23 protein-coding genes and 2 tRNA genes are annotated in these 24,888 nt (G+C 71.1%); 21 read left to right on the forward strand and 4 right to left on the reverse strand.

Going from position 1 to position 24,888, the window contains the following annotated elements; all coding sequences use genetic code 11:
- Nucleotides 1-163 precede the first annotated feature (163 nt).
- The 9 genes from LO931_RS17400 (at nucleotide 164) to LO931_RS17440 (ending at nucleotide 7,492) form a co-directional block, all read left to right on the forward strand.
- The gene (locus tag LO931_RS17400) at nucleotides 164-1,306 is read left to right on the forward strand and encodes a glutamate--cysteine ligase (protein WP_229055124.1); all 1,143 of its coding nucleotides are present in this window, start codon (nucleotides 164-166) and stop codon (nucleotides 1,304-1,306) included.
- Between the two features lie 61 nt (nucleotides 1,307-1,367).
- A complete protein-coding gene (locus LO931_RS17405) occupies nucleotides 1,368-1,973 on the forward strand; it encodes a DsbA family protein (RefSeq protein WP_229055125.1) in 606 nt (201 codons plus the stop codon).
- Nucleotides 1,974-1,983: 10 nt separating this feature from the next.
- On the forward strand, nucleotides 1,984-2,859 hold the full coding sequence (locus LO931_RS17410) for an alpha/beta hydrolase (protein WP_229055126.1): 876 nt from the start codon (nucleotides 1,984-1,986) through the stop codon (nucleotides 2,857-2,859).
- Between the two features lie 29 nt (nucleotides 2,860-2,888).
- Nucleotides 2,889-3,374: a ribose-5-phosphate isomerase gene (locus LO931_RS17415; RefSeq protein ID WP_229055127.1), complete on the forward strand. Its 486-nt coding sequence runs from the start codon at nucleotides 2,889-2,891 to the stop codon at nucleotides 3,372-3,374.
- Nucleotides 3,367-4,203 (forward strand): Fpg/Nei family DNA glycosylase, encoded by an 837-nt coding sequence (locus LO931_RS17420; RefSeq protein WP_229055128.1) that lies wholly within the window; start codon nucleotides 3,367-3,369, stop codon nucleotides 4,201-4,203. The genes LO931_RS17415 and LO931_RS17420 overlap by 8 nt, the downstream gene beginning before the upstream one ends.
- A complete protein-coding gene (locus LO931_RS17425) occupies nucleotides 4,200-5,303 on the forward strand; it encodes a PP2C family protein-serine/threonine phosphatase (protein WP_229055129.1) in 1,104 nt (367 codons plus the stop codon). The genes LO931_RS17420 and LO931_RS17425 overlap by 4 nt, the downstream gene beginning before the upstream one ends.
- A gap of 116 nt (nucleotides 5,304-5,419) precedes the next feature.
- On the forward strand, nucleotides 5,420-5,665 hold the full coding sequence (locus LO931_RS17430; protein WP_229055130.1) for a hypothetical protein: 246 nt from the start codon (nucleotides 5,420-5,422) through the stop codon (nucleotides 5,663-5,665).
- Nucleotides 5,652-5,924 (forward strand): hypothetical protein, encoded by a 273-nt coding sequence (locus tag LO931_RS17435; RefSeq protein WP_229055131.1) that lies wholly within the window; start codon nucleotides 5,652-5,654, stop codon nucleotides 5,922-5,924. The genes LO931_RS17430 and LO931_RS17435 overlap by 14 nt, the downstream gene beginning before the upstream one ends.
- Nucleotides 5,921-7,492, forward strand: a complete 1,572-nt coding sequence (locus LO931_RS17440) for a sigma-70 family RNA polymerase sigma factor (RefSeq protein WP_229055132.1) — start codon at nucleotides 5,921-5,923, stop codon at nucleotides 7,490-7,492. Before LO931_RS17435 ends, LO931_RS17440 begins: the two co-directional genes overlap by 4 nt.
- Before the next feature lie 110 nt (nucleotides 7,493-7,602).
- On the opposite strand, the gene LO931_RS17445 is transcribed toward LO931_RS17440, so the two are convergent.
- Nucleotides 7,603-7,679 (reverse strand) — tRNA-Gly (locus tag LO931_RS17445).
- Between the two features lie 81 nt (nucleotides 7,680-7,760).
- On the opposite strand from LO931_RS17445, the gene LO931_RS17450 reads away from it, so the two are divergent.
- Nucleotides 7,761-7,834, forward strand: a tRNA-Pro gene (locus LO931_RS17450).
- An 82-nt stretch (nucleotides 7,835-7,916) separates the two neighbouring features.
- Here the strand turns inward: LO931_RS17450 and LO931_RS17455 are convergent.
- A complete protein-coding gene (locus LO931_RS17455) occupies nucleotides 7,917-8,936 on the reverse strand; it encodes a zinc-binding dehydrogenase (RefSeq protein ID WP_229055133.1) in 1,020 nt (339 codons plus the stop codon).
- Between the two features lie 76 nt (nucleotides 8,937-9,012).
- Between LO931_RS17455 and LO931_RS17460 the strand changes: the two genes are divergently transcribed.
- From LO931_RS17460 to LO931_RS17505, 10 genes are all read left to right on the forward strand, one after another.
- Entirely contained in the window at nucleotides 9,013-10,056 is a 1,044-nt protein-coding gene (locus LO931_RS17460; RefSeq protein ID WP_229055134.1) for a hypothetical protein, read from the forward strand.
- Between the two features lie 85 nt (nucleotides 10,057-10,141).
- Nucleotides 10,142-11,779, forward strand: coding sequence for an alkaline phosphatase (locus LO931_RS17465; protein WP_229055135.1), 1,638 nt, complete (start codon nucleotides 10,142-10,144; stop codon nucleotides 11,777-11,779).
- Nucleotides 11,780-11,954: 175 nt separating this feature from the next.
- Entirely contained in the window at nucleotides 11,955-13,358 is a 1,404-nt protein-coding gene (gene tig, locus LO931_RS17470) for a trigger factor (protein ID WP_229055136.1), read from the forward strand.
- 145 nt (nucleotides 13,359-13,503) lie between these two features.
- The gene (locus LO931_RS17475; protein WP_229055137.1) at nucleotides 13,504-14,757 is read left to right on the forward strand and encodes a triacylglycerol lipase; all 1,254 of its coding nucleotides are present in this window, start codon (nucleotides 13,504-13,506) and stop codon (nucleotides 14,755-14,757) included.
- A 50-nt stretch (nucleotides 14,758-14,807) separates the two neighbouring features.
- On the forward strand, nucleotides 14,808-15,275 hold the full coding sequence (locus tag LO931_RS17480; protein WP_229055138.1) for an SRPBCC family protein: 468 nt from the start codon (nucleotides 14,808-14,810) through the stop codon (nucleotides 15,273-15,275).
- A 1-nt stretch (nucleotide 15,276) separates the two neighbouring features.
- The gene (locus LO931_RS17485) at nucleotides 15,277-15,750 is read left to right on the forward strand and encodes an SRPBCC family protein (protein WP_229055139.1); all 474 of its coding nucleotides are present in this window, start codon (nucleotides 15,277-15,279) and stop codon (nucleotides 15,748-15,750) included.
- Between the two features lie 102 nt (nucleotides 15,751-15,852).
- A complete protein-coding gene (locus tag LO931_RS17490; RefSeq protein ID WP_229055140.1) occupies nucleotides 15,853-16,440 on the forward strand; it encodes an ATP-dependent Clp protease proteolytic subunit in 588 nt (195 codons plus the stop codon).
- Nucleotides 16,437-17,039: an ATP-dependent Clp protease proteolytic subunit gene (locus LO931_RS17495; protein ID WP_229055141.1), complete on the forward strand. Its 603-nt coding sequence runs from the start codon at nucleotides 16,437-16,439 to the stop codon at nucleotides 17,037-17,039. Before LO931_RS17490 ends, LO931_RS17495 begins: the two co-directional genes overlap by 4 nt.
- Before the next feature lie 89 nt (nucleotides 17,040-17,128).
- A complete protein-coding gene (clpX, locus tag LO931_RS17500) occupies nucleotides 17,129-18,406 on the forward strand; it encodes an ATP-dependent Clp protease ATP-binding subunit ClpX (protein ID WP_229055142.1) in 1,278 nt (425 codons plus the stop codon).
- A 43-nt stretch (nucleotides 18,407-18,449) separates the two neighbouring features.
- On the forward strand, nucleotides 18,450-19,622 hold the full coding sequence (locus LO931_RS17505) for a trans-acting enoyl reductase family protein (protein WP_229055143.1): 1,173 nt from the start codon (nucleotides 18,450-18,452) through the stop codon (nucleotides 19,620-19,622).
- 24 nt (nucleotides 19,623-19,646) lie between these two features.
- Here the strand turns inward: LO931_RS17505 and valS are convergent, their stop codons facing one another.
- A complete protein-coding gene (gene valS, locus LO931_RS17510; protein ID WP_229055144.1) occupies nucleotides 19,647-22,286 on the reverse strand; it encodes a valine--tRNA ligase in 2,640 nt (879 codons plus the stop codon).
- Nucleotides 22,287-22,460: 174 nt separating this feature from the next.
- Complete coding sequence (locus LO931_RS17515) at nucleotides 22,461-23,450, reverse strand: DUF2332 domain-containing protein (protein ID WP_229055145.1); 990 nt, start codon at nucleotides 23,448-23,450, stop codon at nucleotides 22,461-22,463.
- 101 nt (nucleotides 23,451-23,551) lie between these two features.
- On the opposite strand from LO931_RS17515, the gene LO931_RS17520 reads away from it, so the two are divergent.
- On the forward strand, nucleotides 23,552-24,888 hold a 1,337-nt coding region (locus LO931_RS17520; protein WP_229055146.1), incomplete at its 3' end, for an IPT/TIG domain-containing protein.

A 24,888-nucleotide genomic window follows, 5' to 3' on the forward strand; every position in this document is an offset into this window, starting at 1 on the left:
GCGATGATGCCTTGAGGTCGTCGGGGCGACCGAAAAGCATCATTTCTTCTCCTGGCGACGCCCGCCCGGCAGGCGGCACTCGCACGTCCCGACGCGCACCTGCGCCCCGTCCCATTCCGCGGGCCCGGTGTCGACGGGCCGACCCCTCAGGCAGGATGGAGCCATGGCCGTCCCCTTCGCTGTTTCCGAGCGCTCCACGGTGGGCATCGAGTGGGAGCTGGCCCTGGTCGACGCCGACTCGGGTGACCTCCGCCAGGTCGCCGAGTACGTGCTCGACGCCGTGGCCCCGGTCGGTGGTGGGCAGCACCCGCACATCCGCCAGGAGCTGCTCGTCAACACCGTCGAGGTCGTCTCCGGCGTCTCGCGCACGGTCGGGCAGGCCGGGCAGGACCTCGAGCGCAGCATCGAGCTGATCCGCACCGTCACCGACCGCCTGCGCGTCGAGCTGATGTGCGCCGGCACGCACCCGTTCTCGCGCTGGGACATGCAGAAGGTCACCGACAAGGAGCGCTACGCGACGCTCATCGACCGCACCCAGTGGTGGGGCCGCCAGATGCTGATCTACGGCGTCCACGTGCACGTCGGCATCGAGGACCGCGACAAGGTGCTGCCGATCAGCCGGGCGCTCCTCGGCCACTACGGCCACCTTCTCGCGCTCAGCGCCTCATCGCCCTACTGGGGCGGCAAGGACACGGGCTACGCCTCGAATCGCGCGCTGATGTTCCAGCAGCTGCCGACGGCCGGCCTCGGCTTCCAGTTCGACACGTGGGCCGAGCTCGAGGGCTACGTCGACGACATGCTCCACACCGGCGTGATCGACATCTTCGACGAGATCCGCTGGGACATCCGCCCCTCGCCCAAGTTCGGCACCATCGAGGTCCGCGTGTGCGACGGCATCCCGACGCTGACCGAGGTGCTCAGCATCTCGGCCCTGATCCACTGCCTCGTCGAGCACTTCTCGCGCGAGCTCGACGCGGGCCGCGAGCTGCCCACGATGCCGCCGTGGTTCGTGCAGGAGAACAAGTGGCGGGCCGCGCGGTACGGCATGGACTCGATCCTGATCCTGGACCGCAAGGCCGACGAGCAGCACGTGAGCGACGACCTCGCCCGCTGGCTGAAGATCCTTGAGCCCGTCGCGCACGACCTCGGCTGCACGGCCGAGCTGGCTGGCATCGCCGACATCGTCGAGCGGGGGGCGTCCTACCAGCGCCAGCGCGCCGTCGCCGCGGCACACGGCGGCGAGCTGGACTCGGTCGTCTCGGCCCTGGTCGAGGAAATGCGCACGGGCCGCGCCGTGTTGTCCTGAGCAGGAAGCCGATCCGGCTCCTGCGGTTCTTCGCCGTCAAACCTGCCTTCAAGGAGTGCCCGTGGCCACCGAGAACGTCGACTTCTGGTTCGACCCGCTGTGTCCCTTCGCCTGGATCACGTCCCGCTGGATGCTCGAGGTCGAGCAGGTGCGCGACGTCCGCACGACCTTCCACGTCATGAGCCTCTCGGTGCTCAACGAGGACAAGGACGTGCCGGACGAGTACAAGGAGATGATCCAGCGCGGATGGGGCCCGGTCCGTCTCGCGATCGCGATCGAGCAGCAGCACGGCGCCGAGAAGCTGCGTGAGTACTACACGTCGATCGGCACGAAGAAGCACAACGAGTCGCGGGAGTTCTCGCCCGAGCTGTTCGCCGAGGTCCTGGCCGAGATCGACCTGCCGGCCGAGCTCGCCGAGGCCGCCGACGACGCCTCGCTCGACGACGCGGTGCGCGCCTCGCACCAGGTTGGTATCGACAAGGTCGGCCAGGAGGTCGGCACCCCGGTCATCGAGATCGCCGGCATCGCCTTCTTCGGTCCCGTCCTGCAGTCGATCCCCAAGGGCGAGACCGCCGGCTCGGTGTTCGACGGAGCGCGGCTGCTCGCCGGCTTCCCGGACTTCTTCGAGCTCAAGCGCACCCGCCACGGCGAGCTCGACTTCAGCTGAGGCTCCTCCCATGACGCTCCATCCCCAGGCCCGCGCCTACCTGGAGGCGATGGGCGAGCCTGACGAGATGTCGGCCGAGACGGTCGCCGCGGTCCGCGCCGAGATGCGGGCCGCCGTGCCGCCGTCGGCCGACCGCGTGGCCGTCGAGCACGTTGCCGACGTCGACGCCGGCGGCGTCCCGAGCCGGCTCTACCGGCCGAGGGAGGGCGCCCCCGTCGCGCTGTACGTGCACGGCGGGGGATGGGTGCTGCACGACCTCGAGACGCACGATGCCTTCTGCCGGTACCTGTCCGACGCGACGGGGTTCGCCCTGCTCTCCGTCGGCTACCGGCTGGCCCCGGAGCATCCGTACCCGGCTCCGCTCGACGACGTGGAGGCCGCAGCCCGCTGGCTGCGGTCGAACGGCGCGAGCCTCGGTGTCGACGCCAGCTGGCTGCCCGCGATCGGCGACTCCTCGGGTGGGAACCTCGTGGCCGGTCTGGCGGTCCGCGATCCGCGGGCCGTCGACCTGCAGGTGCTGGTCTACCCCGCCACCGACCGCCGAGCCCTGCTCGCCGACGAGGACAACGCGGCACTCGACCGCGGGGGCATGGACTGGTTCTGGGAGGCCTACGCGCCGGGCGAGCTGGGCGACCAGCCGGAGGTCTCCCCGCTCCGCGCGGTGCACGCGGGCCTGCCGCCGGCGCTCGTCGTGACGGCCGAGCACGACTCGCTCCGCACCCAGGGCGAGGCGTATGCCACGGCGCTGGCGGAGGCCGGGGTCGCCGTCACGGCCCAGCGGGTGCTGGGCCAGGTCCACGGGTTCTGGCGCCAACCGGCGGTCTTCGACGCCTCGCGCGACACCGTCGCGATGGTCGCCGGGTTCCTCGAGGCCCACCGACCCTGAGCCGTCACGGCCCCTGACAGGATGGGGCCATGCGCGTCCACGTCGCGGCGGATCACGCCGGATACGAGCTCAAGACCCACCTGCTGACCTGGCTGGCCGAGAACGGCTACGAGCCCGTCGACCACGGCGCGTTCGCCTACGACGCGCTCGACGACTACCCGCCGTTCTGCGTGGCCGCGGCCGAGGCCGTCGCCGCCGAACCGGGCTCGCTGGGCATCGTGATCGGCGGCTCGGGCAACGGCGAGCAGATCGCCGCCAACAAGGTCGAGGGCATCCGGGCCGCGCTCGCCTGGAGCACCGAGATCGCCTCGTTGGCGCGTCAGCACAACAACGCCCAGGTCGTCTCGGTCGGTGCGCGCATGCACTCGGTCGAGGAGGCGACGGCGATCGTCGAGACGTTCCTGACCACCCCCTGGAGCGACGAGGCGCGCCACCAGCGCCGCATCGACCTCCTGCTCGGCTACGAGAAGACCGGCGCGTTCGCCGAGGGACCCGGCGCCGACGCGGGTGCCTGAGGGCCACACGCTCCACCGCCTGGCCGACGACCTGACCGAGGCCTTCGCCGGGCGTCGGGTGCGCTCGAGCAGTCCGCAGGGTCGGTTCGCGGCCGGCCGGCTCGACGGGCGCACGCTCGCCCGGTCCGAGGCGTGGGGCAAGCACCTCTTCGTCTCGGTCGAGGACGTCCCGTGGCAGGTGCACGTGCACCTGGGTCTGTACGGCTCGTTCAGGCTGCAGCCCGGCTCGCGGCACGCCGTGGTGGGCCAGGTGCGCTGGCGCCTGACGGCATCGGCCAGGTCGGGCGCGCCGGTCACGGCCGACCTCCGGGGCCCCACCGTGTGCGAGATCGTGACGCCCGGCGAGGTCGACGCGGTCGTCGCCCGCCTCGGACCCGACCCCCTGCGGCTCGAGGCCGACCCGGACCGTGCGTTCGCCCGGCTCCGCCGCTCCTCACGTCCCGTGGCGGCCCTGCTGCTCGACCAGACGGTCCTGGCCGGCGTCGGCAACGTCTACCGGGCCGAGGTGCTGTTCCGGCACGGCGTCGACCCGATGCTCCCCGGTTCGCGGCTCGACCGCGCGACGTGGCAGGCGATCTGGGACGACCTGGTCGGCCTGATGCGCATCGGCGTCGAGCGCAACCGCATCGACACGGTCCGACCCGAGCACGAGCCCGAGGCCATGGGGCGACCGCCCCGCGACGACGACCACGGCGGCGAGGTCTACGTCTACCGGCGCGACGGGATGCCGTGCTGGGTGTGCGGCACTCCGGTCGCCACGAAGGACCTCGACTCACGTCGCCTGTTCTGGTGCCCGGCATGCCAGAGGACGGATAGGGTCGGGCCGTGATCAGTCCGGCCCGTGCTGCTCTGCGCGCGGTGCGCGAGTACGTCAACGACACGGTCGTGCGCTGGCGCAGCGGCACCCGCGAGGGTCAGCTCAAGGTCCTGGCGGTGCTCGTCGGGCTCGACGTCGCGTTCCTGCTCGTGTCGCTCTACGACTACAACCGGATGCCGATCAGCGGCTTCTACGTGCCGCTGCTGCTCGGGACGCTCCTGCTGCGCTTCTGGCCGCTGGTCTCGCTCGTGTCGGTCACCGCGCTGTTCGGGGCCATCACGGTCGTCGACCAGGGTCCGCTGACGACGGCCCGGACGACCTCGATCCTGCTCATGGCGCTCTCGATCGCGATCATCCTCTACCAGTCGAGCCGTCAGCGCTCAGGCCTGCCGGGACCCCTGGGTCAGGCGATGCTCGTCGACCTGCGCGACCGGTTGCAGTCGCAGAGCAAGGTGCCTCCGCTCCCGGACCAGTGGCGCAGCCAGTCGGCGATGAAGACCGCGAGCGGCATCAACTTCGCAGGTGACTTCCTCGTCGCGAACCTGTCGAAGGACGAGCGTCAGCTCGAGATGGTGCTGGTCGACGTCTGCGGCAAGGGGGTCAGTGCCGGGTCCCAGTCGCTGCAGCTCGCCGGGGCCCTGGGCGGCCTGATCGGTGCGCTGCCCCCGATCGGCCTGTTCGCCGCGGCGAACGACTTCCTGCTCCGCCAGCACTGGGACGAGGGCTTCGCGACCGCCGTGCACGTGCTCGTCGACCTCGAGACGGGGGAGTACTCGATCCTCAACGCCGGGCACCCCCCGGCGATGCGGTGGGACGCGGTCACGGGGGAGTGGGTCATCGACGGCGCTCGCGGCCTGGCGCTCGGCATCGCGGAGCGCCCCGAGTTCCACCAGACGACCGGCCGTCTCGACCTCGGCGACGCGCTGATGTTCTACACCGACGGCGTCGTGGAGTCGCGCACCCGCGACCTCGGCGCGGGCATCGAGTGGCTCCGCGAGACCGCGGGCACGATCGCGGGGTCGGGTCTCGAGAGCGCTCCGAAGCGCATCCTCTCGCTCGTCACCGAGGGCGGCGACGACCGCGCCGTGCTGATTCTCGACCGCCGCGCCTGACCGCCCCGCGGGCCGCCGGTCGGAAAAGTTATCTTTCGCGAATCGCGTCATCGACCCGCGGGTTTCCCGTCTCAGTAGGTGTGGCCGCAGTCCGGCCGCCTGGGGGAAGGGAAGTCATGGCAGATCTCGGGGAGACGCTCGAGCCGCGTGTTCACGGCGCGGAGGCGGGCACGGCGACCACGCAGCGTGACGGCGACGGCGCGGTCTCCTGCATCGCGGTCGTGGTGGTGCTGGGGCTGCTGGTCTCGACGGTGCTGTTCCTCGTGCTGCTGGTCGTGCTCCTGCGGGGTCTCGCCGACGAGCGCCTCGCCCTGACCCTCCTCGCTGCCGACGGTGGAGGGGGTCGTCGTGGCGAGGCCTGACGACCCGAGGTCGCGCCCCCGGTTCGAGCAGCTGCGCGAGCGTCTGGTGCAGACGATGGTCGGTGAGATCGACCAGCCGCACGTCGTGGTCTGCCGTTGTCGGGCCAGCAACCGCATCACGCTGCTCGGTCCCTACTCCGACGGGTTCTCCGCGGTGGTGGCCGCGGAGAACGAGCGACGCTCGGCGTCGGCGACCGCCGAGTCCGACTCGGTCGTCTACCTGGTCGCCCCCATCGACGCCCGCGAGGTGGGTGCGTGAACGACGAGCGCACCGAGCTCGCGCTGCTCGACGACGCCACGCTGCTCACCCGGGTGCGCGAGCAGCGCGCTGACGCCGACGCGGCGTTCGAGACCCTGTACGAGCGCCATCACGGGGTCGCTACCGCGATGGCACGTCGGCTCGGCGGCACCGACATGGCCCCCGAGCTCGTCGCCGAGGCGTTCGTGCGCATCCTCTCGCTGCTGCGCCGGGGCGCCGGACCGCGCACGACCTTCCGGGCCTACATGTCGGCCACGATCAACAGCGTCTGGGTCGACCACCTGCGGGCCAATGTGCGGCACGTGTGGGTCGACGACGAGGAGCGGCTCGAGCCCCTGCTCTCGGTCGACGACGGCGCCACCGCGCGGGCCGAGGCCGGGGTCATCGGCGCGGCCTTCGCGTCGCTGCCCCGTCGCTGGCAGTCGGTGCTCTGGCTCGCGAGCGTCGACGAGGTCTCCTACGACGAGATCGGCCGGTTGTTCGGACTGAGCCCCAACGGTGTGGCCGCCCTCGTCAAGCGGGCGCGCGAGGGGCTGCGGCAGGCCTACCTGACCGAGCACCTCGGTGTGCGCGAGAACCCCGAGTGCCTCGAGATCATGCCGCTCCTCGCCGCCTACGTGCGTGGGCGGGCCTCCGGGCGCAGCGTCCGGCGCGTCGAGTCGCACCTGGAGGGGTGTGCCGAGTGCCGCGAGGCGGTGCGTGAGCTCGAGGGGATGTCGATGCGCCTCGGTGCCCTGCTGCTGCCGGCCATCGCCCTGGCGATCGTCGCCGGCCGGGAGCGCGTCGGCGGTCTCCTGGTGGGTGACGCCAGCGTCCTCGAGACCGTGGCCGGGCTGGTTCCGGGGGCTGCGGGCGCGGCCGGTGCCGTGGGTGCCGGGGCCGCCGGCGTGGGTGCGGCCGTCGGTGCGGCGGGTACCGCGTCGGGCGGTGGTCTGGCCGTCGCCGTCGTGGCCGTCGCCGTGCTCGCCGTGCTCGGCCTCGCCAGCGTCGTCGGCGAGCGGGCGCTCGACGACCGGCCGGTCGACGTCGAGATCGCCGGACCGCCGGGCGAGGACGTCATCGCGCCGGCAGCGAGTCCGCCGCCGGCCGCGGCACCGTCGGTGGGCCCGCAGACACCGGCGCCGCCGTCGGGGCCGGGTGTGGTGCCGATGCCGACCGAGACCCTCCCGCCGCCTGCTGAGGGTCCGGTGCCCTCCTCGCCCGAGACCCCGGTCGACCCGGTGGGGCCGACCGCTCAGGACGACGCCGGCATCGACACCGCGGGCATCACGGTGACGCCGGACCCCGACCCCGACCTGGAACGCTGGTCGCTGGTCTCGATCCCGCTGCGCGACGTGCCCGAGGGCTCCCAGGTGCAGCTCGAGGGCGCTGGCGTGGACGCGCTCCTGGTGTACCCGACGATGCAGCTCGTGCTCATGCTCGGCGGCGACCCGAGCATGCTGGAGACGACGACCGACGTGCTGACCTTCGACGTCCTGCACGACCCGGGTGCGACCCTCACGGTCACCCTGGTCGACGCGGCCGGCGCCGACCGCACGAACGACTCGGCCACGATCGACCTCGACTGAGAAAGGTCCAAGGGACGCCTTCGGCGTGGAGCGGACGACGGTCCCCAGCGGGCGCCTTCGGCGCGTCGGGTGGGCCCATGAGTCCGAAGGTCCAGGGGACGCCTTCGGCGTGGAGCGGACGACGGGACTCGAACCCGCAACATTCTGCTTGGAAGGCAGAGACTCTAGCCAATTGAGTTACATCCGCGATGCCGCTTGCGCGGCGAGACCATGATGCCACAGCCCGTCCGCCGGCCGAGCCGCGGCGGAACTAGACTCGCCGGGACCACGGGATGTAGCGCAGCTTGGTAGCGCATCCGCTTTGGGAGCGGAGGGTCGCAGGTTCAAATCCTGTCATCCCGACCCTGCCTCACGATGTGTGCGCTTGCCGGCCTCCGACAGGCTCCTGAAGGTCGGCAAGCGCACACATCTGGTGGGGCCTGGGTCAGAGGCGGGGGTCGACGAGCACCTTGGCGTGGCTGGTCGCGCCGCCGTCGAGCTCGGTGAACAGCGTCTCGAGCTCGCTCAGCCCGATCGTGCCGGTGTGCAGGCCCTCGACGCTGACCGAGCCGTCCGCGATCGCACGCTGGGCGCCGAGGAAGTCCTCGTGGTTGTAGGCGAGCGAGCCTATGACCGTGAGCTCGCGGATCTGCCAGTCGCCGTAGCTGACCTCGGAGGTCGTCATCGGGAAGCCGAGCAGCGCCAGCGTGCCGCCGCGGCGCACCAGCTCGGCCGACGACTGGAAGAGGCCGGCCGCGCCGGTGCACTCGTAGAGCACGTCGGCCCCGAGGTCGTCGGTCAGGCTGAGCAGCTGCGCACGGAACGCGTCGCCGGGCTCGTGCACCTCGGTGAAGCCCAGCTCGGTCGCTGCGCGGCGGCGCTCGGGGTTCGGCTCGACGACCATGACAACGCCGGCTCCCGCGTGCCGGGCGTGCTGCGCGGCGAGGAGACCGATCGGTCCGGCGCCCTGCACCACGACGACCGCGCCCAGCTTCTGGGCCACGCGGCGGACGGCGTGGAAGGTGACGGCGGTCGGCTCGACCAGCGCGGCTTCGACGTCGGAGAGCCCGGGCAGCACGGGCATGACGCGCCGCCGGGAGACGACGACCGCGTCGGCGAACCCGCCGTGGGCGGGGGAGTCGGGGGTGACGCCGTTGGCCTCCGCGAAGGCGGTGTCGCAGTGGTCGGCGTGCCCGGCGCGGCACATGGCGCAGCTGCCGCAGGCCGGGCCGACGCACGCGATGACGCGCTGGCCGATCACGAGGTCGTCGACCGCGGAGCCGAGTCGCGCGATCGTGCCGGTCCACTCGTGGCCGAACACGGCGGGCGGCACGGCGCCGCCGGAGGTCCAGTTGTGGGTGTCGGTCGCGCAGATGCCGCAGTAGGTGATGGACACCTCGACGGCGTCCGGCGCAAGCTGCGCCGGGGTCTCGGTCTCGAAGGAGACCTCGGAGGGGCCGGACACGCGCGCATAAGTAATCACTTCTTCAACTATACGCTTTGTCGTTCGCGCCCGAACCGGGGCGCTAGGGTCCGGAGGCATGACTCGTCGGGGGATCGTGTCCGTGGCTCTGCTGTCCGTGCTGCTCGCCGGGTGTGGCGGAGACCCCGACGACCCGGACCCGGGCCCGAGCGAGAACACGGAGACCGACCTTCCGGCCGACGACAGCCTCGTCGGGCTGGTGCGGACGCTGCCGGAGCTCCCGGACGCCGACACGCTGACCATCACCTTCGGGGACGTCGAGGCCATCGCCGACGCGAACGGCGTCGACACGCCCACCGACGGCGACCTCCCGAGCCTGCTCGACTGGTCGCTCTCGGGCGGGACCGAGGGCGTCCCGATCGTCCTCCCGGGGGTGCTGCAGGAGGTCAACCTCAACCGGCACCAGGAGCTCGAGGACGAGCTGGGCGTCTCGCTGTGGAGCACCACGCGGTACGCCGAGGTGGCCGCCCCGCCCTACCGCGTGGCCGTGCTCGACGGCGACCACGGGGAGTCGGAGCTGACCGAGGCGATCGGTGAGCCGGACGACGGGATCTGGGCGCTCGGCGGCGAGGAGCTCGAGGTGGACCTGCAGGACCGCACGGCCGCGCGTCCGCTGGGCGAGGCCCTGCGACTCGCGACCACGGAGAACGGTGTCGCGATCGCCGCGACCGAGGAGCTGGCGCGAGGTGCCGCCGACGCCGACGGGTCGCTGGTCGACGACGACCTCGACCAGGTGCTGACCGCGCTCGACGACATCGATCCGGTCGCCGGCATCGCCGTGCGCACCGTCCTCGGAGGGGCGGGCCCCTCGACGAACGGGGCGGCGTACGCCGTCGACGGTGACGAGGTCGTCGCCCGCCTGGTGCTGGGGTACCCCGGCGACGAGGAGGCCGAGTCCGCGGTGGCCGACGTCGAGGCCTACTTCACCGACGACACGTCCCTGTCGGGCCAGCCCTGGTCCGACCTGCTGACGGTCGGGGACGTGAGTGCCGACGGGTCCGTCGTGGTCGTCGACCTGACCTTCCCGGGGGAGCAGCGGCCCGTCCTCCTGGTCCAGATGCTGCTGGGCAACGTCCAGGACCTGCCCCAGGCCCGCGCCTGACCAGCCACCAACTCTTGCCGGGACGGTCGGGTGACGTTCACCCGAGCGGCACCGTCCGGTGCGGCTCGGCTGACGCAATGGACGTGTGCAGCGCCTCGAGGCCCCGTCACGTCGCCAGGTCCTGATCGGCGGCATGAGTCTCGCCGCCGTCGCCGGCGTCGTGGGACCAGCCGCCTTCCCGTCACCCGCGACGGGCTACCGCCACCACCGCTTCCAGCACGGCGTGGCCTCCGGAGACCCGACGACCGACGCCGTCGTGATCTGGACGCGGGTGACGCCGACGATCGAGGCGGTGCCCGGCTCCGGCCTGGGTGAGCCCGCCGAGGTGCTCTGGGAGGTCGCGGCCGACGAGGAGCTCACCGAGGTCGTCACGTCCGGAACCGTCACGACCGATCCGCGGAGCGACCACACCGTCAAGCTCGACGTCACGGGGCTGCTGCCGGGCCAGACCTACTACTACCGGTTCACGAGCGGCACCGACGTCTCGCCGATCGGGCGTACCACCACGACGCCGGCCAACCACGCGGACGCGGGCTCCCTGCGTTTCGGCGTGGTCTCCTGCGCGAACTGGCAGGCCGGGTGGTTCAGCGCCTACCGCCACCTGGCCGAGCGGGGCGACCTCGACGCCGTGATCCACCTCGGTGACTACATCTACGAGTACGAGAACGGCAAGTACTCCTACGGGTACGACTGGGTCGACGTCCGGGGGCACCAGCCGCCGCACGAGACGGTGACCCTGGCCGACTACCGGATCCGGCACGGTCAGTACAAGACCGATCCGGACCTTCAGCAGCTCCACGCGCAGGTGCCGTTCATCGTCACCTGGGACGACCACGAGGTCGCCGACGGCTGGTACCCGGGCGGCGCGTTCGAGCACCAGCCCGAGGAGGGCAGCTTCGACGAGCGGGTCTGGTCGGCGCAGCGCGCCTACGACGAGTGGATGCCGGTGCGACTCGGCGGCACCGCGGTCGTCGGTGACGGCAACCGCATCTACCGCCGGATCCGCTTCGGCGGACTCGTGGACCTGCTGATGCTCGACCTGCGGGGCTACCGCGACGAGCGGGTCGACGCCGACGACCCCGCCACCGACGCGGCCGACCGCCAGATGACCGGCGCGGAGCAGTTCGACTGGTTGGTCTCGGAGCTCGAGTCCTCCGAGGCGCGGTGGAAGCTCATCGGCAATCCCGTCATGGTCGCGCCCATGCTGATGCCGCAGCGCCCCCGCGGCCAGCAGCTCGCACTCGTCACGACGACCGACCCCATGTCGTGGGGACCCGCGGAGGCGAACACCGACACGTGGGACGGCTACCCCGTGCAGCGGCGGGCGCTCCTGCAACGCATCGAGGAGCAGGCGATCGACGACGTCGTGTTCCTGAGCGGCGACGTCCACACCGCCTGGGCGAACGAGATCCGCGGCAGCGGGGGTGCGCCGGTCGCGGCCGAGTTCGTGTGCGCGTCGGTCACCAGCAACAACGTCGACGACTACATGGGGACCCCTCCGCGATCGGTCTCGGTCGCGATGGAGGAGTCGATCGTCGACCTCAACCCGCACGTCCGCTTCGTCAACCTCGACGACCACGGGTACTGCGTGCTCGAGGTCGACGACGCGGGCGCCCGGATGGAGTGGTGGGCCATCAGCGACCGCGCCGACGCGACGGCATCGACCCGCCGGCTGGCCACGCGGACGCTGACCGCCGGATCGTCGCGGATCCAGACGGTCTGACCCCGCGACCTGCGTGCGGGCCTCGAACGCCGGGCCCGTAGACTGGTCGCTGGCCCGCGTGAGGATGTCCGCGGGCTCGGCTGTTCGCACAGCACCAGCCACCAGCGTCATGCAGTTCGAAGTCATGCAGCACCGCGTCACCCACACAGAGTCGTCCACCGCAGGAGTCATCCACGTGAAGAGCACCACCGAGAACCTGAGCCCGACCCGGGTCAAGCTCACCATCGAGGTGCCGTTCGAGGAGTTCAAGCCCGCTCTCGACAAGGCCTACAAGTCCATCGGCTCGCAGATCCAGGTCCCCGGCTTCCGCCGCGGCAAGGTCCCGGCAGCGGTCGTCGACCAGCGCGTCGGTCGCGGTGTCGTCCTCGACGAGGCGATCAACGCGGCGCTGCCCGACTGGTACCGCCAGGCGCTCGTCGAGACGGACCTGCAGCCGCTCGGCCAGCCCGAGATCGACCTGAGCAAGTTCGCCGACGGCGAGGACATCGAGGTCACCGCCGAGGTCGACGTCCGCCCCGAGATCGCCCTGCCCGACCTGTCGTCCATCGCGGTCGAGGTCGAGGACGCCGAGGTCACGGACGCCGACATCGACGAGCAGCTCGAGGCGCTCCGCGAGCGCTTCGCCACCTACACCGGCGTCGAGCGCGCCGCCGCTGCCGGCGACCAGGTCACGATCGACCTCTCGGCCGCCCACAAGGACGGCGCCGAGATCGAGGACGCCACGGCCGAGGGCCTGCCCTACCGCGTCGGTGGCGCCGAGATGCTCGACGGCCTCGACGAGGCCGTCACCGGCCTGGAGCCCGGCTCCACCGCGACCTTCGCCACGACCCTGGTCGGTGGCGAGCTGAAGGACACCGAGGTCGACGTCACCGTCACGGTCACCGAGGTCAAGCAGACCGAGCTCCCCGAGCTCGACGAGGAGTTCGTGCAGATGGCGTCGGAGTTCGACACCGTCGACGAGCTCCGTGCCGACCTGCGCGAGCGCATCACGCGCGGCAAGCGCATGGAGCAGGCCGCCGCGGCCCGCGACCTGGTGCTCGACGAGATCATCCAGCAGGTCGACGCGCCGCTGCCCGAGAACCTCGTCGCCGAGGAGATCACGGCCCGCCGTCAGCAGATCGAGCAGCAGCTCGCGATGTCGGGGGTCGCGTTCGAGCAGTACCTCGACGACCAGGAGCAGACCGCCGACGAGTTCGAGGCCGAGCTCGAGAAGTCGGTCCGCGACTCGATCGTGTCGCAGTTCGTGCTCGACCAGATCGTCACGACCGACGAGATCGGCCTGGACGACAACGAGCTGACGCAGCACATCATGCGCCGCGCGCAGCAGTCCGGCGAGGACCCGAACTCCTACATCCAGCACATCATGGAGCACAACCACGTGCCCGAGATGGTCAGCGAGGTCCTGCGCGGCAAGGCGCTCGCCTCGCTCGTCGAGGGCGCCACGGTCACCACCACGTCCGGTGCCACGGTCGACCTCAAGGCCCTCCAGGCCGACGGTTCGCTGAAGTCCGAGGCCGACGAGGCCGAGGCTGCTGAGGCCGACTCCGAGACCGAGGACGAGTCGGCCGACAAGGCCTGACCTCTTCCGCACCACGCCGCACGGGCGCTCGACCTCCGGGTCGGGCGCCCGTCCTGCGTCGCGCCCCCGCCTCCGGTGGTCCGTGACCAACGACGCGCCGTGAGACGGTTGGCAAGGCGACCACGCAGTTGTCACACTGAGTGACATGCCCACCGAGCCCGCCCGCACGACCGATGTCGCCGCCCTGGCACTCGAGTACGGCGACCGGCTCGTCGTCGGCACCGTGCGCGACGTGCATCGCGCGGTCGCCCAGCGAGCCTTCCGAGCCACGCGCATCGTCGGCGGGCGCGTTCCGGAGTCCCTGCACGACGCTGTCGCCACCTCGATCTACGGGGCGATCAGCGGCGTCCTGCGGGTCTCCAGCGGCTCGGTGCGCGCCCTGTCGGCGCGCGGCGTCGGCCGTCCTGTCGAGTCGTCCAGGCTCGGCCGCGGTGTCGTCGCCGCCGTGAACGGCCTCGTCGGTGACGAGCTGCGTCGCCTCGACGACCCCCAGGCCATCACGATGGCCGTGCGCGTCGACGGCATGGACGTGCCGGCGAACGGGTGGCCGCTCGCCGAGGCGTTCCGCGACGCCTCGAGCCACGTCGTCGTGTTCCTGCACGGGCTGTGCGAGGACGACGAGTCCTGGAACCAGGGCCGGCGGGCCCACGGCACCTCCTACGCCGAGCGCATCACGGCCGAGACCGACGGCACGCCCGTCTTCCTGCGCTACAACACGGGCCTGCACATCTCCGAGAACGGCAAGCACCTGGACGCCCTGCTGCGCCAGCTCGTGGACTCCTGGCCCGTCCGCGTGACCCGCCTGACCCTCGTGGGCCACTCCATGGGCGGTCTCGTGGCCCGCGCCGCCACCAACCACGCGACCGCGACGGGCGGCACCTGGACCGGGCTCGTCCGCGACGTCGTGTGCCTCGGCACGCCTCACGGTGGCGCCGTGCTCGAGAAGGCCGTGCACGCCGGGTCGCGCGTGCTGCGCTTCCTGCCGGAGTCGCGCCCGTTCGGGCACCTGCTCGACTCCCGGTCGGCCGGCATCGTCGACCTGCGCCACGGCTACATCAGCGCCGACGAGTGGGAGGGCCAGGACCTCACGGCCCGCTGGGGCCTCGACCGCATCGCGGCCGCCCCGCTCGCACACGCTGAGTACCACTTCGTGGTCGCCACGATGGGGGCCAGCCAGCGGCACCCGTTGAGCACGGTGCTCGGTGACCTGCTGGTGCACTTCTCCTCGGCCGCCGGCATCGGACGCTCCGGACCGATCGTCGACGGCGCCCGCTTCGAGTACATCCCGAGCGCGCACCACTTCGCCCTGCTGAACCACCCGCAGGTGGGCGACTGGCTCGTGGAGTGGGTCAAGGCGGCGTCGCGAGAGCGGCGCGCCATCGTCGCCGGCGAGGCGTGACCCGCCACATACCGCTGGTATGTGAAGCCGGTTTCCAGTAGGTTCCCGGCATGGCCAACCGTGACATCATCACTGCCAACGTCGACGTCGCCGCTCCGCCCGCCGCGGTGTGGGCGATCGTGTCGGACCTGAAGCGCATGGGGGAGTGGAGCCCGCAGTGCCGGCGCATGTTCGTGCGCGGCGGCGAGGTGGCGCAGGGCACCCGCACGATCAACATCAACCGTCAGGGCTGGAAGGTGTGGCCGACGCGCTCGTACGTCAAGGTCTTCGAGCCCGAGCGAGCGCTGGCGCTCAAGATCGCCGAGAACGGCACGATCTGGACCTACGAGCTCGAGCCCACCGAGACGGGCACACGCCTCACCGAGTCGCGCACGGCACCCAACGGGGTCTCGAACATCTCGAACTTCCTCACCAAGCATGTCCTCGGCGGCACCGACAACTTCGAGTCCGGCCTGCAGCGCGGCATCGAGGACACCCTCGCCCGCATCAAGGCCGAGGCCGAGCGGACGGCGGCCTGACGTGCCGCGCACCTACGTGGCCCCGTTCGAGGCCAGCATCGAGATCGACGCCCCTCCGTCGGCCGTCTGGGAGGTGCTCGCCGACCAGCGCCGCATGGCCGCCTTCTCGGCCGAGACCTACAAGCAGGGCTTCATCGGCACCCCGCTGCGCAAGGGCACCGTCAGCGTCAACCTGAACAAGCGCAAGGCTGCGCTCTGGCCGACCGTCAGCCGCTACGTCGAGGTGGTGCCGGAGCGTCGCCTGGCGTTCCGCGTGATCGGCCCAGGTGCCACCTGGAGCTACGACCTCGAGCCGACCGCCGACGGCGGCACCCTCGTGACGGAGCGTCGCCGGCTCGCCCACGACCAGGCGACCTTCGCCTCGATCGTCACCGCGCGACTGCTCCTCGGCGGCGTGAAGAGGCACGACGACGAGCTCCTGCAGGGCATGAACGAGACGCTCGCGCAGCTCAAGGCGGAGGTCGAACAGGCCTGACCCTCCCGTACGCCGAGGGCGAACAGGGCGTGTTCTCGCGTGTGTCGGGTCCCTCGGCCGTCTAGGGTCGAGGACGTGAACCCACAGTCCGATTCCCCCAGCATGTCCGCTCAGGCGGGGCCGTCCGACCTCGACGGCCACATCTACCAGCGCCTGCTCAAGGAGCGCATCGTCTTCCTCGGGTCGGAGGTGCGCAACGAGAACGCGAACGCGATCTGCGCACAGATGCTGCTGCTCAACGCCGAGAACCCCGACGCCGACATCTACCTGTACATCAACAGCCCGGGTGGATCCGTCGACGCCGGCATGGCGATCTACGACACGATGCAGTTCATCTCGAACGACGTCGCGACGGTCGGCATGGGCCTGGCCGCCTCGATGGGCCAGTTCCTGCTCGCGGCCGGTACCGCCGGCAAGCGTTCGGCCCTGCCGCACGCGCGCATCATGATGCACCAGCCCTCGGGCGGCATCGGCGGCTCCGCGTCGGACATCAAGATCCAGGCCGAGCAGTCGATCCTGCTGAAGAAGCAGCTCAACCAGCTCCAGTCGGTGCACACCGGTCAGAGCATCGAGCAGATCGAGCTCGACGCCGACCGTGACCGCTGGTTCACGGCCGAGCAGGCCAAGGAGTACGGCTTCATCGACCAGGTCGTCACCAACGCGCAGGAAGTCAAGGAGGCGAAGTCATGAGCTATTACATCCCGCAGTGGGAAGAGCGCACGTCGTACGGCTTCCGTCGCGTCGACCCGTTCGCCAAGCTGTTCGAGGACCGCATCATCTTCCTCGGCACGCCGATCAGCGACGACGTCGCCAACGCGGTCATCGCCCAGCTCCTGAGCCTGCAGAACATGGAGCCCGACCGCGACATCAGCATCTACATCAACAGCCCGGGCGGCTCGTTCACGGCCATGACGGCCATCTACGACACGATCCGCTACCTGAAGCCGGACGTCCAGACGTTCTGCCTCGGCCAGGCCGCCTCGGCTGCTGCGGTGCTGCTGGCCGCCGGCGCACCGGGCAAGCGCTTTGCGCTCCCGAATGCCCGCATCCTGATCCACCAGCCCTACACCGAGGGCACCGGCGGACAGATCTCCGACCTGGAGATCCAGGCCAACGAGATCCTGCGCATGCGGGCCCTCATGGAGAAGATGATCGCCGACGCCACGGGCAAGGATCCCGAGGCCGTCAGCAAGGACGTCGACCGCGACAAGATCCTGACCGCCGCCCAGGCCCTGGAGTACGGCCTGATCGACCAGGTGCTCGACACCCTCAAGACCCCCGCAGTCTGAGCGACACGCGGTCCGGGGCAACGTGACGCACGTCGCGAACACCCCGGACCGCGGCTACGCTGGACGGCAGCCGAGGAAAGGACTACCCCGTGGCGCGCATCGGTGAAACGGCCGATCTGCTGAAGTGCTCGTTCTGCGGAAAGAGCCAGAAGCAGGTCAAGAAGCTCATCGCGGGGCCCGGTGTCTACATCTGCGACGAGTGCATCGACCTCTGCAACGAGATCATCGAGGAAGAGCTCGCCGAGAACTCCGAGCTGAGCCTGGGCGAGCTGCCCAAGCCGCACGAGATCTACGAGTTCCTCAACGGCTACGTCATCGGCCAGGAGGGCGCCAAGAAGTCGCTCGCCACGGCCGTCTACAACCATTACAAGCGGGTGCAGGCCCAGCAGTCCGGCGGCCGTTCGAAGGACGACCAGGTCGAGCTCGCCAAGTCCAACATCCTCATGGTGGGCCCGACGGGCTGCGGCAAGACCTACCTCGCCCAGACCCTCGCCCGCATGCTGAACGTCCCCTTCGCGATCGCCGACGCCACGGCGCTGACCGAGGCCGGCTACGTCGGCGAGGACGTCGAGAACATCCTGCTGAAGCTCATCCAGGCCGCCGACTATGACGTCAAGAAGGCCGAGACGGGCATCATCTACATCGACGAGATCGACAAGATCTCGCGCAAGAGCGAGAACCCCTCGATCACGCGTGACGTCTCCGGCGAGGGCGTGCAGCAGGCGCTGCTGAAGATCCTCGAGGGCACCACGGCCTCCGTGCCGCCGCAGGGCGGGCGCAAGCACCCGCACCAGGAGTTCATCCAGATCGACACGACCAACGTGCTGTTCATCGTGGGCGGGGCGTTCGCCGGCCTCGAGGAGATCATCGAGGCCCGCCAGGGCAAGGTCGGGGTCGGCTTCAACTCCGATCCCAACGAGTCGCTCACGAAGGCCAAGGTCGAGCCCTCCAAGGTGTACTCGCGGGTCGAGCCCACCGACCTGCTGAAGTTCGGGCTCATCCCGGAGTTCATCGGTCGTCTCCCGGTCATCGCGAGCGTCGAGAAGCTCGACAAGGAGGCGCTCGTGCGCATCCTCACCGAGCCGCGCAACGCGCTCAGCAAGCAGTACCAGCGTCTGTTCGAGATCGACGACATCGAGCTGGAGTTCACCGACGAGGCGATCGGCGAGATGGCCGAGCTCGCGCTGCGTCGCGACACCGGTGCCCGCGGCCTGCGCTCGATCATCGAGGAGGTCCTCCAGCAGACGATGTTCGAGGTCCCCAGCAACGAGCACGCGGCCCGCGTGCTGGTCGACGGTGCCGTCGTGCGCGGCGAGAGCGCGCCCACCGTGCTGACCCGCGACGAGGTGGAGAAGAAGGCCTCCTAGCCTTCCCGGTCGCCCCGACACCTCACTGAAGGCGGTACTGCTCATGGTCACCGACATCACCCTGCTGGGTGCCACGGGTTATACGGGCGGTCTGACCGCCGACTACCTCGGTGCGACGCTGCCGAGCGACGCCACGTGGACGATCGCCGGCCGCAGCCGCGGCAAGCTCGAGGCGGTCGCTGACCGCATCGAGGCCTCCGGCGGCGCGCGACCCGAGATCGTGGAGGCCGACGTCACCGACGACGCCTCTCTCGCGGCCGTCGCGGAGGGCACCCGCGTCCTCGTCACGACGGTCGGCCCGTACCTCAAGCACGGTGAGCCCGCCGTCAAGGCCGCGGCCGAGGCCGGCATCGCCTACCTCGACCTCACGGGCGAACCGCAGTTCGTCGACGACATGTGGCTCAAGCACCACGCGACCGCCTCGGAGTCCGGGGCGCGCCTGGTGCACGCGGCCGGGTTCGACTCGATCCCGTACGACCTCGGCGTGCTCTACACGGTGCAGCAGCTGCCCGACGACGTGCCGATCACGGTCAATGCCTACCTGCGGGCCGGCATCTCGCCGTCGGGCGGCACCTTCCACTCCGCGATCGGCCAGTTCTCGAGCTTCCGTGAGTCGGCCAAGCTGGCCAAGAAGCGCCGGAGCGCCGAGCAGCGACCGGCGGACCGGAAGGTGCGCGGTGCAGGCAGCATCGGTCGAGCCCCGCACGACACCGGATGGGCGGTGCCGCTGCCCACGATCGACCCGCAGATCGTGCTGCGCTCGGCGCGCGCCCTGCCCGCGTACGGGCCGGAGTTCACCTACGGCCACTTCGCCCACGTCCGCACGACCCGGATGCTCGCCGCGGGAGCCGTCGGTGTCGGCGCCCTGGCCGTGACGTCGCAGATCCCGCCGCTGCGCAAGCTGTTGCTCTCGCGCATGGACCCGGGCGACGGCCCGGACGCCGAGAAGCGCGAGAAGGCGTGGTTCAAGCTCGACATCCTCGCCGACGCGGGCGACGACACGCTCCACACGCGGGTCACCGGCAAGGACCCCGGTTACGGCGGCACGGCGAAGTACCTGGGTGAGGCGGCGAAGAGCCTCGCCTTCGACGACCTCCCGCAAGTCAGCGGCCAGACCACTACGGCCGTCGCGATGGGCCAGGCGCTGATCGACCGCCTCAACCCTGACGCGATGAAGTTCCAGACCTGCGAGGAGCACCACGGCGACCCGCACTAGCGGTTCGAGCTGAGGTGACCCTGGTCAGGGAAGCGGCGTCTCCGCGAGCGTGGCGTCGACGGTGACCTCGGTGGCGCCGTCGGCGGGGGAGAGCGCGAGCTCGCCGACCACGCGGCCCGCGGCCTTGACGTCGTCCAGCGCCAGAGCCGCCAGGTCGAGCACCGCAGCAGGGCCGGAGGCGGTGGCCGCCGTGACCTCGGTGCGCTGGCTGACCTTGGCGGTCGACTTGGCGCCGCGGATGCCCGCGAGCACCTGACCAGCGGCCGGCAGCACGCCGGCGTCGGCACCGTCGGGCAGCTCGTCGGTCGTGGGCCACCCGGCCCGGTGGATCGAGCCCTCCTGCCACCAGGACCAGACCTCCTCGGTCACGTACGGCAGGTACGGGGCGAGAAGGCGGAGCTGCGTCGAGAGCGCCAGGACGAAGGCCGCCTTGGCCGACGTGCCGCCCGCGTCCGTGCGACGAGCGCGCTCCTTGACGAGCTCGAGGTAGTCGTCGCAGAAGTCCCAGAAGAACTTCTCGGTGACCTCGAGGGCCGAGGCGTAGTCGTAGTCCTCGAGGAACGTGGTGGCCTCGGCGACGACGGCCCGCAGCCCCGCGAGCATCGCCAGGTCGAGCGGCTCGGTGACCTGCGCGGCGTCCAGGAACGACGCGTCCGCGCCGAGGCCGTAGGCCTCCTCCGCGGCGAGCACGAACTTGCTGGCGTTGAGGACCTTCATGGCCAGGCGGCGCCCGACCTTCATCTGCGCCTCGTCGAAGGGGGAGTCGGCTCCGGGACGTGCGCCGGCGGCACGCCAGCGCACGGCGTCGGCGCCGTACTTGTCGAGGATCTCGTCGGGCACGACCACGTTGCCCTTGGACTTGCTCATCTTCTTGCGGTCGGGGTCGACCACGAAGCCGGAGAGCGCCGCGTGGCTCCACGGCACGCCGCCGAGCTCCTGGTGGGCGCGCACGACCGAGCTGAACAACCAGGTGCGGATGATGTCGTGGCCCTGGGGGCGCAGGTCCATCGGGTAGGTCACGGCGAAGAGCTCCGGGTCGCGCTCCCAGCCGGTCACGAGCTGCGGGGTCAGGGAGGAGGTGGCCCAGGTGTCCAGGACGTCGGGATCGGCCATGAAGCCGCCCGCGACGCCTCGCTGGGACTCCTCGAAGCCCGGTGCGGGCTCGGAGGCCGGGTCGACCGGCAGCGAGTCCTCGGCGGCGAAGATCGGGTCGTCGTAGTCGGGCTGGAGGTCGGCGTCGAGCCGGTACCAGACCGGGAACGGGATGCCGAAGAACCGCTGGCGACTGACGAGCCAGTCGCCGTTGAGGCCCTCGATCCAGTTGGTCAGACGGCTCTGCATGTAGCCGGGCTTCCAGCTGATCTCGTCGCCACGCTTGACGAGCGCGGCGCGCAGGTCGGCGTCGCGGCCACCGTTGGCGATGTACCACTGGCGGGTCGACACGATCTCGAGCGGCTTGTCGCCACGCTCGTAGAAGTTCGCCATGCGCTGTGTCGGCACGGGCTCGCCATCGAGGTCGCCGCTGGCGATCAGGGCGGTGACGATGATCTCGCGGGCCGAGAACGTCGTCTTGCCGGCGACCTCGTCGAAGAGGTCGCGGCCGGCGTCGGTCGCGATCCACTCGGGCACCTCGCGCAGGAAGCGGCCGTCGCGGCCGATCACGGTGCGGTTCGGGAGCTGGTGCTCGCGCCACCACTGCACGTCGGTCAGGTCACCGAAGGTGCAGCAGTGCACGATGCCGGAGCCCTTCTCGGGGTCGGCGAGCGTGCTGGCGATCACCGGCACCTCGACGCCGAAGATCGGCGATGTCGCCGTGGTGCCGAAGTGGTGCCGGTATCGCTCGTCGTCGGGGTGCGCGATGAGCGCGACAGCCGCGGGCGTGAGCTCGGGGCGCGTCGTCTCGACGTGCGTCGTCGTGCCGTCGGCGAGGTGGTAGGCCACCCGGTGGTAGGCGCCCGGGTAGTCGCGCGCCTCGAGCTCGGCCTGGGCCACGGCCGTCTGGTAGGTGACGTCCCAGAGGGTCGGGGCGTCCTGCGTGTAGGCCTCGCCCCGCGCCACGTTGCGCAGGAACGCGCGCTGGCTCGTGGTCTGGGCGTCGTCGCCGATCGTCGTGTAGGTCTGGGTCCAGTCGACGCTCAGGCCGAGGGTTCGCCACAGCTTCTCGAAGATCTTCTCGTCCTCGGCCACGAGCTCGTTGCAGAGCTCGACGAAGTTGCGGCGGCTGATCGGGACCTGCTTCTTCGGGTCCGGCTTGGCAGGACGCTCGAAGTCGGCGTCGTACGGGATGGTGGGGTCGCAGCGCACGCCGTAGAAGTTCTGCACGCGTCGCTCGGTGGGCAGGCCGTTGTCGTCCCAGCCCATCGGGTAGAACACCTCGAAGCCGCGCATGCGCTTGTAGCGCGCGATGACGTCGGTGTGCGTGTAGCTGAACACGTGCCCCACGTGGAGCGAGCCCGACACGGTCGGCGGCGGGGTGTCGATCGAGTACACCGCGGAGCGCTCGGCGGGACGGTGGAACCGGAACGTGCCCTGGTCCTCCCATACGCCGCTCCACCGCTCCTCGAGGCCTTCGAGGACGGGCTTCTCCGGGACGCGGTTCGCGGGGGTGTTCACGAGAGAGGAGTCTAGGCGGCGCCCCACCCCGCCCCGCCCGCGGATTCCCATGAGACCGCTCGATTCCCGCATCGAGCGCATGAAGCTTCGTGCGCTCGAAGCGGGATTCCTGGGTTCACCCAGGAATCCACAGAGGTCGATCTCCCGCGCGCTCGAGCTCAGCACCGCGTCGGCGTCCGTCCCGGATCCCGGCGGTCTCGGGGGCAACCGAAGCGGGGGAGCGGGTCAGGGGTGCCAGCGCAGCGAGCGACCGTGGCCGTGGGTCCAGGCGACCGCGCGCCCGTCGACGCCGAGCACGAAGGTCGGGTGGCCTGGTGGGACGGCGGGGCCCGTGGCGGTCACGGACGGCAGCACTCCGGCGGCCTCGTTGGAGATCCAGTGGCACGCACTGGCGTCGACCAGGTCGCGGATCACGGCCTCGAACGCGGTGCGCCGCGCCGGGTCGAGGTACGCGATCACGGCGCTGTGGAAGACGACGACCGGGCCGTCGGCGGCCGCCTCACCGACCATGCGCGGCAGGTTCTCGACCAGGTCGCCCTGCTCGATCCGCGGCGGATCGGCCCTGGTGATCGCCACGGCCTGCACCAGCCGCTCCCGCCGCTCCTCCTGCTCGGGCCACACCAGGTTCGCCAGCCAGGCCGTGGCGTCCGGGTCGCGGACGTCGATCGGACCGAGGTCGATCCCGCGGCGCGCCGCGACCTGCGGCACGTGGACGGGCAGGGGCGCCGGTCCGCTCACCCGGCAGGCCAGCGGTGGGCCGTCGCCGGCCCGGACGATCCCCTCGTCGGTCTCCCAGACGTACGACCAGCGGTCGGGGTAGAGACACAGACCGGCGCTCGCGCCGACCTCGACCAGGGAGAGCGGGCGGTCGTCCGCACGAGCCGAGACCTCGGCGAGGGCGGGCACGAGGGTGGCCAGGCGGCCCGCCTCGTTGGTCTGGGTGGAGCGCTCGAGGATCGTGGCCACGATGCTGCCGTCGTCGCCGAGCAGGGCGTCCCGCAGGCCGGTGTAGGGGCCGGGCGCCTGCACGCCGTGCCAGCGCGCCGCGGCGAACACGAGATTGGGTTGCTGCTTGACCTGTGGCAGTACGCCCAACCACGCGAGCAGCTCCGGGTCGTCGGCGACGTGCCGCGACCACGAGCTGAAGCAGGGGGAGTCGCTCGCCTCCGCCGCGAACCGGAGGTACTGGTCGCGGACGTCGGTCCAGAGGTCCATGGGCCCATTCTGCCGCGGTGAACAGTTCGTCAAAACTCGTACGGACGTCCCGACCTCGTGACACGATGACGCCTCCTCCGCCCCTCAAGGACTGCTCTCGCATGCGTCGTCGTCTCGTGATCTGGCTGGTCGCGATGCTCACCGCCACCGCCCTCGCGGCGGTGCAGGCCACTCCGGTGGCGGCCGCGCCCACGTCCCCGGCCGTGGTGGCCCAGCTCCCGAGCGTGGTGGCCGGCACCCTCTACCTCACGCAGCACGACGGCGCGATCTACGAGCCGAACGGCACCGGCGGGGCGCGTCGCATCGACGCCGCACGCTGGCGCGACGTCTACGCGTACCAGTCCCCGGTCGCCGCACCGACCGACTACGTGAAGTACCCGTGGTCCAGCACCGTCTACGCCGTGACCTTCTGGTCGAACGACTCCACGACCTGGCTGTGGCAGGCGCTGCCCCTGGCCCAGTGGCAGCGGGCGGGGTCGCCGGCGCCCCGCATCGCCGGGCACATCGCCGGGAGCACCTACCACCGGTGGGCCACCTCCCCCGAGCTGTTCGTCCGAGGGGCCGACGGCGTCACCCGCAAGCTCAGCTTCACGGAGTGGCAGGCGTCGGGTCCGCAGCCCTACGAGACCCGCGCCGACCGGGGCTACCAGAAGCTGACCTGGGCGCCGAGCATCGCGAGCATGAGCAGCATCTCCGCGGGGCAGGGTGCGGCGATCAGCTACGCCGCGTGGGCGGGGGAGGACTTTCCGTCGCCGCAGCAGGTGCAGCGCTTCCCGGGGGACCAGTTCACCAAGGACGCGTGCAGCGACGTCGTCGTGTACGCAGGTCCGACGATGAACCGAGCCGTCACCTTCCAGGAGTACGTGGCGGCGGGGGCGCCCCAGGTCCGGGTCGTGAACACGGGCCCGTGCGCCCCGCCGACGGTCTCCGCCCTGGCGCCCGCCTCGGGCTCGTCCGCCGGGGGCACCGAGGTCGTGGTCACCGGGACGCTGCTCGAGAACGTCACGGCCGTGACCTTCGGTTCGGTGCCCGCTCGGTCGTTCACGGTCGAGTCGCCGACGCGGCTGCGTGCGGTCAGTCCGACGGGTACGGCGGGGCCGGTGGCGGTGCGGGTCACGACCTCGGCCGGCACCAGCGCCGTGGTGAGCACCTCGACCTTCACCTACACGGCGCCCGCGCCGTCGCCTCCGGCGGTCTCCTCCCTCGCGCCGTCGTCAGGTCCGTCGGTGGGCGGCACCGAGGTCGTGGTCACGGGGACGTCCTTCGCGAACGTCACGGCGGTGAGCTTCGGCTCGGCTCCCGCGCGGTCGTTCACCGTCGAGTCGGGGACGCAGCTGCGTGCGGTCAGTCCGACGGGTACGGCGGGGCCGGTGGCGGTGCGGGTCACGACCTCGGCCGGCACCAGCGCCGTGGTGAGCACCTCGACCTTCACCTACAC

Origin of the sequence: Aeromicrobium sp. Leaf350, assembly GCF_916858655.1 — a bacterium.
Classification (GTDB): Bacteria; Actinomycetota; Actinomycetes; order Propionibacteriales; family Nocardioidaceae; genus Aeromicrobium.

Excerpts from the sequence above, each read along its gene's own strand:
- LO931_RS17400 (WP_229055124.1), top strand. The coding sequence starts at position 164 with ATGGCCGTCCCCTTCGCTGTTTCCGAGCGCTCCACGGTGGGCATCGAG.
- LO931_RS17410 (WP_229055126.1), top strand. The coding sequence starts at position 1,984 with ATGACGCTCCATCCCCAGGCCCGCGCCTACCTGGAGGCGATGGGCGAG.
- LO931_RS17415 (WP_229055127.1), top strand. The coding sequence starts at position 2,889 with ATGCGCGTCCACGTCGCGGCGGATCACGCCGGATACGAGCTCAAGACC.
- LO931_RS17430 (WP_229055130.1), top strand. The coding sequence starts at position 5,420 with ATGGCAGATCTCGGGGAGACGCTCGAGCCGCGTGTTCACGGCGCGGAG.
- LO931_RS17460 (WP_229055134.1), top strand. The coding sequence starts at position 9,013 with ATGACTCGTCGGGGGATCGTGTCCGTGGCTCTGCTGTCCGTGCTGCTC.
- LO931_RS17475 (WP_229055137.1), top strand. The coding sequence starts at position 13,504 with ATGCCCACCGAGCCCGCCCGCACGACCGATGTCGCCGCCCTGGCACTC.
- LO931_RS17480 (WP_229055138.1), top strand. The coding sequence starts at position 14,808 with ATGGCCAACCGTGACATCATCACTGCCAACGTCGACGTCGCCGCTCCG.
- LO931_RS17490 (WP_229055140.1), top strand. The coding sequence starts at position 15,853 with ATGTCCGCTCAGGCGGGGCCGTCCGACCTCGACGGCCACATCTACCAG.
- LO931_RS17495 (WP_229055141.1), top strand. The coding sequence starts at position 16,437 with ATGAGCTATTACATCCCGCAGTGGGAAGAGCGCACGTCGTACGGCTTC.
- LO931_RS17505 (WP_229055143.1), top strand. The coding sequence starts at position 18,450 with ATGGTCACCGACATCACCCTGCTGGGTGCCACGGGTTATACGGGCGGT.
- valS (WP_229055144.1), bottom strand. The coding sequence starts at position 22,286 with ATGGGAATCCGCGGGCGGGGCGGGGTGGGGCGCCGCCTAGACTCCTCT.
- LO931_RS17515 (WP_229055145.1), bottom strand. The coding sequence starts at position 23,450 with ATGGACCTCTGGACCGACGTCCGCGACCAGTACCTCCGGTTCGCGGCG.